Origin of the sequence: Mycobacterium kyogaense (assembly GCF_036946525.1) — a bacterium.
In the GTDB taxonomy this organism is placed as follows: domain Bacteria; phylum Actinomycetota; class Actinomycetes; order Mycobacteriales; family Mycobacteriaceae; genus Mycobacterium; species Mycobacterium kyogaense_A.
Genome location: NZ_JAQIIY010000037.1, coordinates 1 through 14119 on the forward strand (window position 1 = coordinate 1; position 14119 = coordinate 14119).

General features: G+C 69.6%; 14 protein-coding genes and 1 pseudogene. 5 read left to right on the top strand and 10 right to left on the bottom strand.

Features of this window, described 5'->3' with window-relative positions; all coding sequences use genetic code 11:
- Positions 1-62, bottom strand: a 62-nt coding sequence (locus PGN37_RS25065) for a hypothetical protein (protein WP_335333770.1), incomplete at its 3' end; no start/stop codon positions are given.
- A gap of 289 nt (positions 63-351) precedes the next feature.
- Here PGN37_RS25065 and PGN37_RS25070 point away from each other — a divergent pair.
- Positions 352-841, top strand: a pseudogene (locus PGN37_RS25070) (M23 family metallopeptidase).
- 3 nt (positions 842-844) lie between these two features.
- On the opposite strand, the gene PGN37_RS25075 reads toward PGN37_RS25070, so the two are convergent.
- From PGN37_RS25075 to PGN37_RS25085, 3 genes are all read right to left on the bottom strand, one after another.
- Positions 845-1747: a tyrosine recombinase XerC gene (locus tag PGN37_RS25075; RefSeq protein ID WP_335333686.1), complete on the bottom strand. Its 903-nt coding sequence runs from the start codon at positions 1745-1747 to the stop codon at positions 845-847.
- 33 nt (positions 1748-1780) lie between these two features.
- Positions 1781-2941, bottom strand: coding sequence for a lactate 2-monooxygenase (locus PGN37_RS25080; RefSeq protein WP_335333687.1), 1161 nt, complete (start codon positions 2939-2941; stop codon positions 1781-1783).
- A 65-nt stretch (positions 2942-3006) separates the two neighbouring features.
- A complete protein-coding gene (locus PGN37_RS25085) occupies positions 3007-3852 on the bottom strand; it encodes a siderophore-interacting protein (RefSeq protein ID WP_335333688.1) in 846 nt (281 codons plus the stop codon).
- Positions 3853-3970: 118 nt separating this feature from the next.
- On the opposite strand from PGN37_RS25085, the gene PGN37_RS25090 reads away from it, so the two are divergent.
- Entirely contained in the window at positions 3971-4603 is a 633-nt protein-coding gene (locus PGN37_RS25090; RefSeq protein ID WP_335333689.1) for a helix-turn-helix domain-containing protein, read from the top strand.
- Positions 4600-5256 carry an enoyl-CoA hydratase/isomerase family protein gene (locus tag PGN37_RS25095; protein WP_335333690.1) on the top strand — a complete coding sequence of 219 codons (657 nt, stop codon included), beginning with the start codon at positions 4600-4602 and terminating at the stop codon, positions 5254-5256. Before PGN37_RS25090 ends, PGN37_RS25095 begins: the two co-directional genes overlap by 4 nt.
- 3 nt (positions 5257-5259) lie before the next feature.
- Here the strand turns inward: PGN37_RS25095 and PGN37_RS25100 are convergent, their stop codons facing one another.
- The 4 genes from PGN37_RS25100 to PGN37_RS25115 all read right to left on the bottom strand — a co-directional run bounded on the left by PGN37_RS25100 (position 5260) and on the right by PGN37_RS25115 (position 8662).
- Complete coding sequence (locus PGN37_RS25100) at positions 5260-5565, bottom strand: MGMT family protein (RefSeq protein ID WP_335333691.1); 306 nt, start codon at positions 5563-5565, stop codon at positions 5260-5262.
- 66 nt (positions 5566-5631) lie between these two features.
- Positions 5632-6783, bottom strand: coding sequence for a DNA-processing protein DprA (gene dprA, locus PGN37_RS25105; protein ID WP_335333692.1), 1152 nt, complete (start codon positions 6781-6783; stop codon positions 5632-5634).
- Complete coding sequence (locus tag PGN37_RS25110) at positions 6780-8291, bottom strand: YifB family Mg chelatase-like AAA ATPase (protein WP_335333693.1); 1512 nt, start codon at positions 8289-8291, stop codon at positions 6780-6782. Before PGN37_RS25110 ends, dprA begins: the two co-directional genes overlap by 4 nt.
- Positions 8291-8662: a YraN family protein gene (locus PGN37_RS25115; RefSeq protein ID WP_335333694.1), complete on the bottom strand. Its 372-nt coding sequence runs from the start codon at positions 8660-8662 to the stop codon at positions 8291-8293. The genes PGN37_RS25110 and PGN37_RS25115 overlap by 1 nt, the downstream gene beginning before the upstream one ends.
- 146 nt (positions 8663-8808) lie before the next feature.
- On the opposite strand from PGN37_RS25115, the gene PGN37_RS25120 reads away from it, so the two are divergent.
- Together PGN37_RS25120 and PGN37_RS25125 are read left to right on the top strand one after the other, a co-directional pair.
- Positions 8809-9627, top strand: a complete 819-nt coding sequence (locus tag PGN37_RS25120) for a DUF1206 domain-containing protein (RefSeq protein ID WP_335333695.1) — start codon at positions 8809-8811, stop codon at positions 9625-9627.
- Positions 9628-9647: 20 nt separating this feature from the next.
- Positions 9648-12137 carry a non-ribosomal peptide synthetase gene (locus tag PGN37_RS25125; RefSeq protein WP_335333696.1) on the top strand — a complete coding sequence of 830 codons (2490 nt, stop codon included), beginning with the start codon at positions 9648-9650 and terminating at the stop codon, positions 12135-12137.
- Here the strand turns inward: PGN37_RS25125 and PGN37_RS25130 are convergent.
- Together PGN37_RS25130 and PGN37_RS25135 are read right to left on the bottom strand one after the other, a co-directional pair.
- On the bottom strand, positions 12097-12915 hold the full coding sequence (locus PGN37_RS25130) for an acyl-CoA thioesterase (RefSeq protein WP_335333697.1): 819 nt from the start codon (positions 12913-12915) through the stop codon (positions 12097-12099). The two genes, PGN37_RS25125 and PGN37_RS25130, sit on opposite strands and share 41 nt — an antisense overlap.
- Positions 12912-14111: a CoA transferase gene (locus PGN37_RS25135; protein WP_335333698.1), complete on the bottom strand. Its 1200-nt coding sequence runs from the start codon at positions 14109-14111 to the stop codon at positions 12912-12914. The genes PGN37_RS25130 and PGN37_RS25135 overlap by 4 nt, the downstream gene beginning before the upstream one ends.
- Positions 14112-14119 lie beyond the last annotated feature (8 nt).

Genomic DNA, 14119 nt, shown 5'->3' on the forward strand with positions numbered 1-14119 from the left:
CGGGTCTGATGCCCGAAGTGGGTGCCGCTGTCGAGCAGCTGCTTCATGGTCACAACAGCCATGGTTGTTCCGTACCTTCAGTTGTCGGTTGTCGTCCGGCATCGGGTGAGCCGGACCCTGGCGACTGCTTCGATGCCGGACCCGATTCATCGGGACCGCCCGGCATACAGGTGACGAACCGCGAGGGGCTCGTGCAGACGCGCGAAGTCAGCCCGCGCAAGCGAGCTGCGGAGAAAAGTTTACACGCTCGGAACGGGTGGTTTGACCACGCCGACCAGGACGCCGAGCGGCCATCCCCAGCCGCTGAACTGGGCCTGGACCATCGGCTCGGCGCCGCGGTGCACTGCTGCGATGCGCGTGCTGGCTGCTCTCGTCCTGTACGCCGTCGCGACGGCCACACCCGCGGCGGCCGATGGTATGCGCCTGGAGTGGCCGCTGCGGCCCCGCCCGGCGGTGGTCCGGGCCTTCGACGCCCCCGAACGGAACTGGCAGCGGGGGCATCGCGGCGTCGACGTCGCCGGTGCGGCGGGCCAGGCCGTGTACGCCGCGGCGCCCGGCACCGTGGTCTTCGCCGGGGTTCTCGCCGGCCGGCCCCTGGTCTCGATCACCCACCCGGGTGGGCTGCGCACCAGCTACGAGCCGGTCCAGGCCGCGGTACGTGTGGGGCAGACGGTCGGTGCGGGCGCCGTGATCGGTGCGCTGCAGCCAGGTCACCCCGGCTGCGCCGTGGCGGCATGCCTGCACTGGGGTGCGATGTGGGGGTCCTGCGGCCCGCGCCGACTACGTCGACCCGGTCGCGCTGGTGGTGACGACGCCGATCCGGCTCAAGCCGCTGCGCTGACCGTCACGCCCGCGGATGTGCCTGGTCGTGCACCGCGCGCAGCCGGGCGACGGTGACGTGGGTGTAGAGCTGAGTGGTGGCCAGCGTGGAATGGCCGAGCAGTTCCTGCACGACGCGCAGGTCGGCGCCGCCCTCGAGCAGGTGGGTGGCCGCGCTGTGCCGCAACCCGTGGGGGCCGATGTCCGGGGCGCCGTGGACGGCGGCCACGGTCTGGTGCACGACGGTGCGGGCCTGTCGCGGGTCGAGACGGCCACCGCGCGCCCCGAGCAGCAACGCCGGGCCCGACGTGGGGGTGGCCAACGCGGGGCGCCCGTCACTCAACCACGACGTCAGCGCCCTGTGCGCCGGACCGCCATAGGGAACGGTGCGCTGCTTGTTTCCCTTGCCGAGGACCCGCAGCACCCGCCGGGAGGTGTCGATGTCGTCGACGTCGAGGCCGCAGAGCTCGCTGACCCGCATCCCGGTGGCGTAGAGCATCTCGACGATCAGCCGGTCCCGCAGAGCGACGGGATCTCCCTGCTCTGCACCGGAGTTCGCGGCGTCCATTGCATCGACCGCCTGGTCCGCACGCAATACCGACGGCAGCGTCCGGCGTGTCTTCGGTGCCTGCAACCGCACCGACGGGTCTTCGTCGAGCAGGCCGCGGCGGGCCGCCCACGCCGTGAACGTCTTGACCGCCGATGCTCGCCGCGCCAGGGTGGTCCGCGCCGCCCCCGCCGACGCCTGCGCGGCCAGCCATGAGCGCAGCACCGGCAGGGTCAGCGCGCGCAGACCCGCGTTGGGGTGGCGACGGTCCAGGAACTCGAACAGCGAGCGCAGGTCACCCAGGTAGGCGCGCCGGGTGTGATCGGAGCGGCCACGCTCCAGCGTCAGGTAGGTGTCGAATTCGGCGAGTATGGCCTCCACGCCGGTCACGGTGGCATCGGACCGGCGCCGGCTCTACAGGACGCGCCGCAGCGTGTCCGGAGTGAGATCTGCCAGGCTCGGATATCCGTCCACTGCCATCGTCAGGTCGGTCTCTGCCAGCAACGAGCGCAGGACGTGGACCACCCCGTCTTCCCCACCGATGGCCAGGCCGTAGGCGTAGGGCCGGCCGACTCCGACTGCCGTCGCACCCAACGCGAGCGCCTTGACGATGTCGGTGCCGCTACGCACGCCTGAGTCGAACAGCACGGGTAGTCCGTCGGCGGCCTCGACGACGTCGGGCAGGCAGTCGATAGCGGGCAGGCCGCCGTTGGCCTGGCGGCCGCCGTGCGTCGAACAGTAGATGCCGTCCACGCCGCCGTCCTTGGCGCGGCGCACGTCGTCGGGGTGGCAGATCCCTTTGAGCACCAGCGGAAGATCGGTGAGCGATCGCAGCCAGGGCAGGTCGTCCCAGGTCAACGGATTGCCGAACAGGCCGACCCACTTGAGCACGGCGGCCTGCATGTTCTCCTCGGGCGGCTGGGCCAGACCGGCGCGGAACACCGGGTCGCTCAGGTAGTTGGCCAGACAACGGCCGCGCAGTTGGGGGAAGTTCGACGTGGAGAGATCGCGCGGACGCCAGCCGGGAATCCAGGTGTCGAGGGTGATGATGATCGCCTTGTACCCGGCCTTTTCGGCACGCTGGACCAGGCTCGCGGCCAGGTCCCGGTCGGTCGGGGTGTAGAGCTGGAAGAAGCCGGGGGTGTCACCGAACGCGGCGGCCACATCCTCGAGGGGGTCTTCGGTGAGGGTGGACACCGCCATCGGCACACCGGTGCGGGCGGCCGCCCGGGCGGCGGCGAGATCACCGTGCCCGTCCTGGCCGCAGATGCCGATGACGCCGACGGGCGCCATGAACAGCGGCGACGGCAGGGTCAGCCCGAAGAGATCGACGGAGAGGTCGCGCTCGGTCGCCCCGACCAGCATGCGCGGCATGAGACCCCAGCGGTCGAACGCGGTGCGGTTGGCGCGCTGGGTGTTCTCGTCACCGGCGCCGCCGGCGACGTAGGACCAGATCGACGGCGGCATGGCGACTTCGGCTTTGGCTTCCCAGCCGGCGTAGTCCATGGGCAGGGTGGGCTGCACGCCCGAGAGGCCCTGCAGATAGATCTCGTACTGGTAGTTGCCGAAGGTCATGGCTCCACCCTGCCATCGGTGTCGGACGAGGACCGCGGTTTCGCGACCCGGTCACCGGTCCTCGCCTACTGGGCTTCGGTGGCGGCGAGGTCGCGCTTCCATTCGCGGAACGTCTCCTCGGTGCGGCCGCGCCGCCAGTACCCGGATATCGACGACGCCCACTTCGGCTCGATACCGCGTTCCTTGCGGATGTAGGGCCGCAGGTTGTGCATCACGGCCTGCGCTTCGCCGTGGATGAACACCTGGACCTGGCCCGGCAGCCAGGGGGCCTCCTTGACGGCAGTGATCAGCGGGGCGTGGTCACCGGCGTTGTCCTCGGGCACGAGGTCAGCTCGTCCACCGCGGTAGACCCACCGGATGTCGACGCCCTCGGGAGCACGCAGTTCGACGATGTCTTCCGGACCGGCCACTTCGATGACAGCTTGCCCGATCGCGCTGTCCGGCAACGCTTCCAGCGCCGCACCGATGGCGGGCAACCCTGCCTCGTCGCCGGCGAACAGGTACCAGTCGGCGGCCGGATCGGGCGCGAAGGCGCCGCTCGGACCCATCACGAACAGCCGTTGACCAGGTTGCGCGGATGCCGCCCAGGGGCCCGCGACCCCGTGTTCGCCGTGCACCACGAAGTCGATCGCGATCTCGCGCCGGTCGGCATCGGCGCGGCGCACGGTGTAGGTCCGCACCGTCGGCCGGTGCTGCGGCGGCAGCGTGGTGAAGCTGTCCAACGTCAGCGGGTGCTCGAGCTCACCGACGTCCACGGTGTCGTCGACGAACACCAACTTGACGTAGGCGTCGGTGTAATCGTTCGGCGTGAACGTGTCGAACCCGTTGCCGCCGAGGATGACTCGCACGATGTGGGGACTGATCTGCTCTGTCCGCACGACCTCGAAGGTGTGCACCGGACGTCCTGCCACCTGACCACCTTTCTGATGTCGCGCGCCGGGTGGCGCCCCATCGACTATACGAGCGGTGCCGACGATGGGGGGCCGTCCGTGGCAGATAACAGAGCGAGCGCTCTGTTATCGTGTCGCCATGCCGCGGCCACGGGTGCACGACCCGGACACCGTTCTCGACGCCGTCGAGCGACTCGCGGCCCGGTCGGGACCCCAGGCGGTCTCCATCCGGGCGGTCAGCTCGGCCGTCGGCGTGTCGAATGGTGCCCTCTATCACACGTTTTCCTCGCGCAACGGGTTGATGGGACACGCATGGCTGCGGGCGGGCCGACGATTTCTCGCGCTGCAGACAACGCTGGTCGACCGCGCACTGCACCCGGACACCGAGGCCTCCGCCGTGGATGCGGTGGTCGCTGCGGCGGACGCGCCGGTTGCGTTCGCCGAGCGTCACCCCGATTCGGCCACGCTGCTGTTGCAGGTGCGGCGCGACGAACTCCTCGCGGGACCCCTCCCGGAGACGATCGGCGATGCCCTGCGCGACCTCGACACCGAGCTGATCGCGTTGATGGTGCGCCTTGCCGACGCGATGTGGAACCGCAGGGACGCCGCCGCCGTGGACGTCATCACCGCCTGCATCGTCGACCTGCCGACGGCGTTGGTACTGAGCCGCGATCGACGTGACAAACCCACGGCACGTGAGCATGTTCGTGCCGCCGTGCGGGCCGTCCTGACCATTCCCCCACCCGAGTACGAACCGAAAGGACGACCATGAGCGTCACCATCACCGTCGACGACAGCATCGCGATCCTCGATCTGGGCGACGGCGAAAACCGTTTCTCTCCAGAGTTTCTGGACGATGTCGACAACGCCATCGATCAAGCGCTGGCTGACGGCGCCCAGGCTCTCGTCACCAGCGCGGGTGCGAAGTTCTACTCGAACGGCCTGGATCTCGACTGGCTGGGTTCCCACAGCGATCAGGGACCGTGGTACGTCGGGCGGGTCCACGGCCTGCTGTCGCGCATCCTCACCCTCGAGGTGCCCACTGCGGCGGCCGTCGTCGGTCACGCGTTCGGTGCGGGAGCGATGCTGGCACTGGCGCACGACTTCCGGATCATGCGGGCCGATCGCGGGTTCTTCTGCCTGCCGGAGGTCGACATCCGCATCCCGTTCCATCCCGGTATGGCGTCGTTGATCCAGGCCAAGCTCACGCCCGCGGCGGCGGTCGCGTCGATGACGACCGGACGCCGTTTCGGAGGCGCCGACGCCCACGCCTACGGCATCGTCGACGCGACCGCCGCCGAGTCCGAGGTCACCAGCAGCGCAGTGGAACTGCTCCGCCCGCTGCTGGGTAAGGACCGCGGCACGCTCGCAGCGATCAAGAACACGATGTTCGGATCGGTGGTGGACGCCCTCGCTGCGGTGTGACCGTCAGCCGGCGTCCGGCCACCAGCGCGCCGCGGCCACGTCAACGATGCCGCGGCGCAGCGGGGTCCCCTCGTGATGCCACTGCGTCTGCGCCTCGATCATCAGGTGCGGCGGCAGCGTCCCGTTGGCACGCACGACGCGCCACCAGGTGACCGCCGCGCCATCGCGTGCCATCACACCACCCACGCCGCGGGGCCCGCCGCGCTGCAGGTACTCAGCGATGTCGCCGTAGGTCATCACCCGCCCCTCCGGGATGCGGTCGACGACCTCGAGGACCTCAGCAGCGAACTGCTCCTGGGCGTCGTTCACCGGCACAGTTTATTGCCGGCGCTCGACGTCAGAGGCGTGTCACAGGCCGGCATTCACCAACGTCGCTCACGGGGCGTGTGACCTGTTGTTCCGCAGGATCTTCCACTCGCCGTCCTGCTGGGTGACCAGACCCCGGATGTCGAGCATGGTCAGCTGCCCGATCACCTCGGTCTCGGGCACACCTGCAGTCAGGGCGATCTGGTCGACCGACCGCGACCCTCGTCCGGGCAACGCCTCGTACACCGCGAGTTCCTCCGGACTCAATCCGTCCACCTCGTTGTGCGGACGCGGCTGCTCGTCCGCGAATTCGCCGTAACTGCCGACCAGCTCGACGATCTCCTCCGCGCGGGTCACCAGATGCACCTCTTCGTCGTTCTTGAGCAGTTCATGACACCCCACTGACGACGCCGACGTGATCGGTCCCGGCACCGCGCACACGTGGCGGCCCAACGCTTTTGCCCACGCCGCGGTGTTGGCCGCCCCGCTTCGGATACCCGCCTCGACGACGACGGTGGCCCCCGACAGCGCCGCGACCAACCGATTGCGCGCCAGGAAGTGACGCCGGCAGGGCCGGCTGCCCGGCGGATACTCCGTCACCACCAGTCCGTGCCGGGCCACCCGATGCAACAGCGCCGAATGCCCCGACGGATACGGCACATCGATCCCCGAGGCCAACACCGCGACCGTCACACCGTCGCACGACAGCACCGCCCGGTGCGCCGCACCGTCGATGCCGTACGCCCCACCTGACACCACGGCCACGTCACGCTCCACCAGTCCGGCCGCCAGGTCGGCAGTGGCGAACTCGCCGTAGCCGCTGGCCGCCCGGGTGCCGACCAACGCCGCCGACCGGCCCGCCACCTCGACCATCGACGACGGACCCACCACCCACAGCACCATCGGTGCATATCCCTGCGGCCGCTTGGCCTTGTCCACCCCGTCGAAGCTCCGGAAGGCCGTGACCGGCCACTCCGCGTCCGTCGAGGTCAGCAAGCGCCCACCGAGCCGATCGAGGGTCTCCAGATCGTCACGAGCACAATCGATCTCGTACCGCGATGCGGTAGAAGACAGCAGCTTCGCATCGGTGAGGTCACGCCGACGGATGCGCTGCTCCGCCTCCACCGGCCCCACCGTCTCAGCCAGCACTGCGATCCTGGGGTTCGGCACCTCCGCCACCCGCGACAGATACGCCCACGCCCGCCTCTCCTCCTCGGTCATGACCGCTCCCCCACCTGCCGGTAGGACAACGCCGAGACCACATGCTCACGAGTCGGCGACATCCCGCCGGCCAGATCACACAACGTCCACGCAACTCGCAGAGTGCGGTCCATGCCTCGGATACTCAGCAATCCGCGGTCGACGGCGGTCTTGACCGGCTTCATCGCGTCAGCGCCGAGGCGAAACCGCTTCCTCAGCAGTGCGCCGCTCACCTCCGCGTTGGTGCTGACTCCGTGCGGATGCCATCGCTCATGCGCGGCCTCGCGTGCCGCCCAGACCCGTTCCCGCACATCTGCTGTCGACTCGCCGGCCTCGTCGGCGAAGGTCCCCGCCCGCGACGCGTGCATCTCGACCCGCAGATCCACGCGATCCAACAGCGGTCCGGACAACCTGCTGCGGTAGCGACGTCGGTCGACGGAGGCGCATATGCAGTCCCGGGGGTCGGGCGGCGCGCACGGGCACAAATTGGCGGCCAGCACGAGTTGGAATCGGCACGGGTAGCTCGCCACACCCTCGCGACGCGCCAGCCGAATCACGCCGTCTTCCAGTGGTGTTCGCAACGCCTCGAGCGCGGAGCTGTTGATCTCGGCGAATTCGTCGAGGAACAGCACGCCGCGGTGGGCCCGGCTCACCGCGCCCGGCCGCGCCATTCCCGACCCGCCCCCGACGAGCGCGGCCACGCTGGAGGTGTGGTGCGGCGCGACGAACGGCGGCCGAGTGATCAACGGTGCCTCACCGGTCAGCAAGCCGGCGACCGAATGTATCGCGGTGACCTCGAGCGCATCGGGTTGCGACAGCGGCGGCAGCAGACCGGGCAACCGCTGCGCGAGCATGGTCTTGCCCACCCCGGGCGGGCCCGTCATCACCAGGTTGTGCCCACCCGCAGCGGCCACCTCGACGGCCCGGCGCGCCTGCGGCTGACCCACGACATCGGCCAGGTCGATCGACACCTCGGGCGCCTGCTCGGGATGGTCGATGCGGGCCTGCAGCTCGCCCTTGCCCGCCAGCCACGCGTGCAACTGACCCAGCGTCGCCACGCCCCACACATCGACACCGTCGATGAGGCTCGCCTCCGCGAGATTCTCGACCGGCACCACCACCGTCGGCCACCCGTGGCGCTGCGCCGCCAGCACCGCAGGCAGCACACCCTTGACGGGCCGCACGCGACCGTCGAGCGCCAATTCCCCCAGCAGGACGGCCTTCTCGAGCTTCGGCCACGCTTTCTTGCCTTCGGCCGCCAGCACTGCGGTGGCCAGCGCCAGATCGTAGACGGACCCCATCTTCGGCAGGGTCGCCGGCGACAGCGCCAACGTCAGCCGGGTCTGGGGCCAGCTGAACCCGCAGTTGTTGATCGCTGCCCGCACCCGGTCCCTGGATTCCTGCAGCGCGGCGTCGGCCAGCCCGACGAGATGCACACCCGGCAGGCCGTTGGAGATGTCGGCCTCGATCTCGACGATGTGCCCCTCCACTCCGCGCACCGCCACCGAGAACGCCCGCCCGAGCGTCATCACCCCACCCCCTGCAGATGGGTGATCTCTGGGGTGCGGGTGCGGCCGATCGTCACCGCGATGACGTCGATCCGCAGCTGCGGCCAGCTGCCACCGCGCGCAGCCAGCCACAGACCGGCGAGCCGGCGCAGGCGCCGCAACTTCGGCGGTGTCACGGCAGCCAGCGCCCCGCCGAACTGATCGCTGGTCCGCGTCTTCACCTCCACGAACACCAGCGCGTGCGCATCCTCATCGGAGGCCACCACGTCGAGCTCCCCGTACCGGCACCGCCAGTTGCGGTCCAGAATCACCCAACCGAGCCCGAGTAGATGGTCGACAGCGAGCTGTTCTCCCAGCGCCCCGATCTCGGCGCGACTGTGTGTCTTCGTCATGTCGCCCACCGTGGCGACGGCCACCGACAGACTCGTCTCTGTCCGCGACGTTCATCCCCAGATCCGGATTCATCCCCAGAAACCGCGGTTTCGTCGGCGTCAAAACCGGGGAACCGGGAGACCAACGCCGCACCCGGAGGACACCCATGACCACACGACCTGCGAACCTGCATGGCGTCGCGCACCGTGCGACCGGCAACGACGCTTTCGAATACGCCGCGCGCGCCGGATTCGCCGCCAGCGGGGTGCTGCACCTGCTGATCGCCTTCATCATCGCCCAGCTCGCCTTCACCGGAGCGGGCGGTAACGCCGACCAGTCCGGTGCGCTGGCCACGTTGGCCGCACAGCCCTTCGGCAAGATCGTGCTGTGGGTCGCAACTGTCGGCCTGGTCGCGCTGGGCCTGTGGCGCGTGGCGGAAGGCGTCATGGGCGCCAAACCGAGCGACGGGTCCCGGGAAGAGCATTCGGGGTGGAAGCGGGCCAAGCCGCTGGCGCTTGCCGTGGTGAGCTTCGCGATCGCGTTCTCGACCGCAAAGTTCGCGATGGGTACCGGCCAGCAGAGCAGCCAGCAGAACTCGGGGATGTCCGCGCAGCTCATGCAGTCCGGCGGGGGCAAGCTGCTTCTGATCGCGATCGGCATCGCGGTCATCGGCGTCGGCGGCTACCACGTCTACAAGGGCGCGACGAAGAAGTTCCTCGAGGAGCTGACCGTTTCCGGCGGTCGCCTGGTCACCGCCACCGGCGTGGCCGGCTACGTGGCCAAGGGCCTGGTGCTCGGCGGTGCCGGCGTTCTCGTCATCATCGCGACGTTGCAGGCCGACCCCGCCAAGGCCAGCGGACTCGACGCCGCGGTCAAGACTCTGGGCCAGGCCCCGTTCGGCAAGTTCCTGCTGATCCTGGCCGCTCTCGGAATCGCCGCGTTCGGTGCCTACAGCTTCATCAGGAGCAAGTACAACCGGATGTGAGCCCAGGTAAGGTCGCCCTTATGCGGCCGCTGATCGACCACCTGCGCCGGTTCGCAGACAACACGGCCGTTCTCACCGCGACAGAAGAGTCGACCTACGGGCAGCTCGCCGATCGGGTCGAGACCTGTGCCCTCACGCTGCCACCCACCCGAGCACTCGTCCTGCTCGAGGCCGACAACGACATCGACACGCTCACGCACTATCTGGCGGCGCTGGCTGTCGGGCACGTCGTGCTTCCCGTGCCCGCCGACGGGGACACCGCCGCGCTGACGGCCACCTACAGGCCCGGCGTCGTCATCGACCGCACGGGCGTCCATCGCCTCGACACGAGCGGCCACGATCTGCATCCGGATCTGATGCTGCTGATGTCAACCTCCGGCAGCACCGGGTCCCCGAAGCTCGTGCGGCTCTCCCGGACCAACGTCACCGCCAACGCCCGGGCCATCGCCGACTATCTCGGCATCCTCGAAACAGACCGGGCCGCAACGACTCTGCCGATGTCGTACTGCTACGGCCTGTCGGTGGTGCACAGCCATCTGCTCGTCGGGGCGGCGCTGATCCTCACCGACCGTTCGGTGTCGGATCAGCAGTTCTGGGATCTGTTCGTCCGGCACCATGGCACTACGTTCGCCGGTGTGCCCTACACGTTCGAACTGCTCGACCGCGTCGGCTTCCCCCACATGACCCTGCCCGACCTGCGCTACATCACCCAGGCCGGCGGACCGATGCCGCCCGATCGGGTGCGACGCTACGCCGCGCTCGGTGAGCGCCGCGGCTGGGCGCTGTTCGTGATGTACGGCGCGACCGAAGCGACCGCTCGGATGGCTTACCTGCCGCCACATCTCGCGCAGACGTACCCGCAGGCCATCGGCGTTCCGATTCCCGGCGCCACTCTGACACTCGAACCGCTCGACGGCTGGTCCGACGACGACGCCGGCGAACTCACCTTCCACGGGCCCAACGTCATGATGGGCTACGCCGAGCGCATCGAGGATCTGACGCTGGGCCCCACGCTCGACGAACTGCGTACCGGGGACGTCGCCCGACGATGCGGGCCCGGGCTCTTCGAGATCATCGGCCGGACAAGCAGATTCGCCAAGATGTTCGGCCTGCGCATCGACCTGCAGCGACTCGAGCGAACCCTGGCTGAGCGCGGCGTGACCGCCCTGTGCACGGAGGCCGACGAGCGGCTCGTCGTCGTCGCCGAAGGCGCCCACGCCCCAGCCGACATACGCCGCCTGGTCGCCGCCGCCGCCAATGTTCCCGTGGGCGCGGTCGACGCCGTCGCCGTGCCCGAACTGCCGCTGCTCACATCGGGTAAGCCTGACTACACGACAGCGCGCACGCTCGTCGCCCCCCGCGCGGAGGCCGACGACGATCTGGCAAGTGTGTTCGCCGACGTGCTGCACCTCGACCCCTCCGAGGTCACCGACGACGCCACGTTCGTCGACCTCGGTGGCAACTCCCTGACCTACGTGACGATGTCGGTCCGGCTGGAGCGGATTCTCGGGCACCTGCCCGCGGATTGGCCACGGCTGCCGATCCGCGAACTCCGGCACCGACCCACCCCGCAGCCACGCTGGTGGCGCTCCTGGGGCAGCACCGTGGAAACCAGTGTCGCGCTGCGCGCACTGGCCATCGTCCTGGTCGTCGCGTCCCATGCCGAGCTGTTCGAGATGTGGGGTGGAGCGCACATCCTGCTCGGTGTCGCCGGCTACAACTTCGCCCGCTTCTGCCTCACGCCGCTCCCCCGCCCGGTACGCGTCCGACACCTTCGGGCCACCATCGGATGGATCGCCCTACCCGCGGTGGCATGGGTCGCCGTCGCGCTCGTGCTCACCGACGACTATCACGCGTCGAACCTGTTGCTGGCCAACAAGTTCCTCGGCCCCCATGACAGCATGACCGCGGGCCGGCTGTGGTTCGTCGAGGTACTGGTGTGGACGTTGGCGGCACTGGCCGTGCTGTTGTGGCTCCCGGTGGTCGACCGGGTGGAGCGTCGGTATCCGTTCGCGTTCGCGGCCGCGTTCCTCGCCGTCGGCATGGCCCTGCGCTACGACGTGCTGGGCATCGGACTGGGCCGTGATGCGTGGTTCACGATGCTCGCGTTCTGGTTCTTCGCCGCCGGTTGGGCAGCAGCGAAGGCGAGCACGCACCTGCAGCGTCTCGCGGTGACCGCGGTGCTGGTCGTCGGCGTGCACGGCTATTTCGGCTCCACCGTGCGTGAACTCCTGGTGACCGTGGGGTTGGTACTGCTGATCTGGCTGCCCGCCGTGCGGTGTCCCGCTGCGGTGGCGGTCGCCGCAGGTGCGGTCGCCGAGGCGTCGCTCTACATCTATCTCACGCACTTCCAGGTGTATCCGTTGTTCGGCACCCACAAGCTCTACGGCGTGATCGCCTCGATCGTCATCGGCATCGCGCTGACCGCGGTGATCACCCAGATCCGGCATCGGATGCGGGACCGCCGCATCACGAAACGGAGTCTGGCGCGGGCTCCCGCTCTGCGATGAGACCTTCCTGGGTCAGGGTGGCGGCGATGGCGCCGTCACCTCGGATCAGTGACGCCGTGACGACACCCCGGCCGCGAGCCGCTGCCGGGGAACGGCATTCGAGCACATTCCACTCGTCGGCCCTCAGCTCGCGATGGAACCACATCGAGGAATCCGTGGTTCCGCTGCGGTGCGTACGTGACCGCATCGAGTACCCGTGGACCCGCAGCGCCGGGTCGATCAGGTACACGTCGGTCACGTAGGCCGCCACCAGCGTGTGCAGCAACGGGTCGTCGCCGAGGTCGACCTCGGCGCGCCACCACAACCGTCGGACGAACTGTTCGCCGGCACCGTCGTCGACGAGTCTGAGGTCGAGTTCGTCGAGCGGCATGGACGGTGCCGGGCCGGCAGGTCCGGTGCGCGGCAACGCCTCTGAACCCTCGCCTACATCCCCGTACCCGTGCTCGGGGCCCGGCAGTGCCGCCGCGAACGAGACCGTCGCCGTCGTCAGCAGCCGCCCGTCCTGGGTGGCGTCCACCCGTCGCGAGGCGGCGGTGCGGCCGTCGAACACGCGGTGCACCGCGTAGTCCACGGTGGCGCCCGCGTCCCCGCCGCGGAGGAACTGCAGGTGCAGGGCGGTCGGCGCCTTCGCAGTCTCGACGGTGCGCGCGGCAGCGGCCAGGCTCTGCGCGACCAGCTGGCCGCCGTAGGCGCGCTTGCCGTCCGGGCCGCTCGCGCGGCCGCGCCAGTGGTCGTCGTCGACGGCGGTGACATCGAGCAGATCCAACAGCCGGCTCATGCGACGGCTCCCGCGGCGCGCAGTGCGGCGACCCGGTCCGCGTCGAGGCCCAACCAGTCGCCCAGCACCGTCGCGGTGTCGTCCCCGAGCGCCGGCGCGACGCCAGGCGGCGGATACGTCCCGTCGATCGCCATGGGCACGCCCGTCGCGGCGTATCGCCCGATGCGTGGCTGGTCGAGCACGGTGAAGAGCGGATTGGCCGTGACCAGTTCCGACGCGGCGGTCTCAGCGAACGTGCGGTAGCGCTCCCACAACACCGAGGTTGCCGCGAGCGCCGCAGCGATCTGCTCACCGGTGTGGCGGGCGAACCACCCGGCGAACAGCGCGTTCAGCGCGTCCCGGTGGGTGTAGCGCTGCCCCTCGTCGGTGAAGTCGGCGCCCAGCGAATCAGCAAGCGCGGCAACATCATCGGCGGTCCCGGTGAGTGCGGTGAGGTCACGGAAATGCCGGTTGGTCAACGCCACGATCATGAAGGCCGAGCCGTCGCTCCCGATGAAGTCACGCCCGTAGGTGCCGTAGACGGCATTACCGATCCGGCCCCGTGACGTGCCGCTGACCATCGCTTCGGTGAGAAGGCTGAGGTTGCTGGCCGTGGCCAGCGCGACGTTCTCCAGCGGGATCGTGACGTGCTGCCCCTCGCCCGTCATGTCACGGTGACGCAGGGCGGTGACCACAGCCAGCGCGGCGTAGAGCCCGCAGGTGACGTCCCAGGCCGGCAGCACGTGGTTGACCGGGGCCGCAGCATCGGGTGCACCCGTGACGAGCGGGAAGCCGATCCCGGCGTTGACCGTGTAGTCGACCCCGGTGCCGCCGTCGGCGCGTCCGGACACCTCGACCTGGATCAGGTCGGCTCGGAGGTCGCGCAGCGTCGCATAGGTATGCCAGTCGCGGCCGGTGACATTGGTGAGGAACACCCCGCTGTCGGCGATCAGGCGGGTCACGACGTCGTGCCCCGCGTCGGAACGCATGTCGACGGCCAGTGAGCGCTTGCCCTTGTTCAGCCCGGCCCAGTAGATGCTCTCGCCCGCGTCGGTCAGCGGCCAGCGGTGATAGTCGGCGGCGCCGCCGATCGGGTCGATCCGGACCACCTCGGCGCCCAGCTGGGCCAGCGTCATACCGGCCAGCGGCACCGCGACGAAGCTGGAGATCTCGACGATCCGCACCCCGGCCAGCGGCCGGTCAACAGTGACAGTCACGGCAGCCA

Excerpts from the sequence above, each read along its gene's own strand:
- dprA (WP_335333692.1), bottom strand. The coding sequence starts at position 6,783 with ATGACCGAGGAGGAGAGGCGGGCGTGGGCGTATCTGTCGCGGGTGGCG.
- PGN37_RS25080 (WP_335333687.1), bottom strand. The coding sequence starts at position 2,941 with ATGACCTTCGGCAACTACCAGTACGAGATCTATCTGCAGGGCCTCTCG.
- PGN37_RS25110 (WP_335333693.1), bottom strand. The coding sequence starts at position 8,291 with ATGACGCTCGGGCGGGCGTTCTCGGTGGCGGTGCGCGGAGTGGAGGGG.
- PGN37_RS25120 (WP_335333695.1), top strand. The coding sequence starts at position 8,809 with ATGACCACACGACCTGCGAACCTGCATGGCGTCGCGCACCGTGCGACC.
- PGN37_RS25090 (WP_335333689.1), top strand. The coding sequence starts at position 3,971 with ATGCCGCGGCCACGGGTGCACGACCCGGACACCGTTCTCGACGCCGTC.
- PGN37_RS25115 (WP_335333694.1), bottom strand. The coding sequence starts at position 8,662 with ATGACGAAGACACACAGTCGCGCCGAGATCGGGGCGCTGGGAGAACAG.
- PGN37_RS25130 (WP_335333697.1), bottom strand. The coding sequence starts at position 12,915 with ATGAGCCGGCTGTTGGATCTGCTCGATGTCACCGCCGTCGACGACGAC.
- PGN37_RS25095 (WP_335333690.1), top strand. The coding sequence starts at position 4,600 with ATGAGCGTCACCATCACCGTCGACGACAGCATCGCGATCCTCGATCTG.
- PGN37_RS25125 (WP_335333696.1), top strand. The coding sequence starts at position 9,648 with ATGCGGCCGCTGATCGACCACCTGCGCCGGTTCGCAGACAACACGGCC.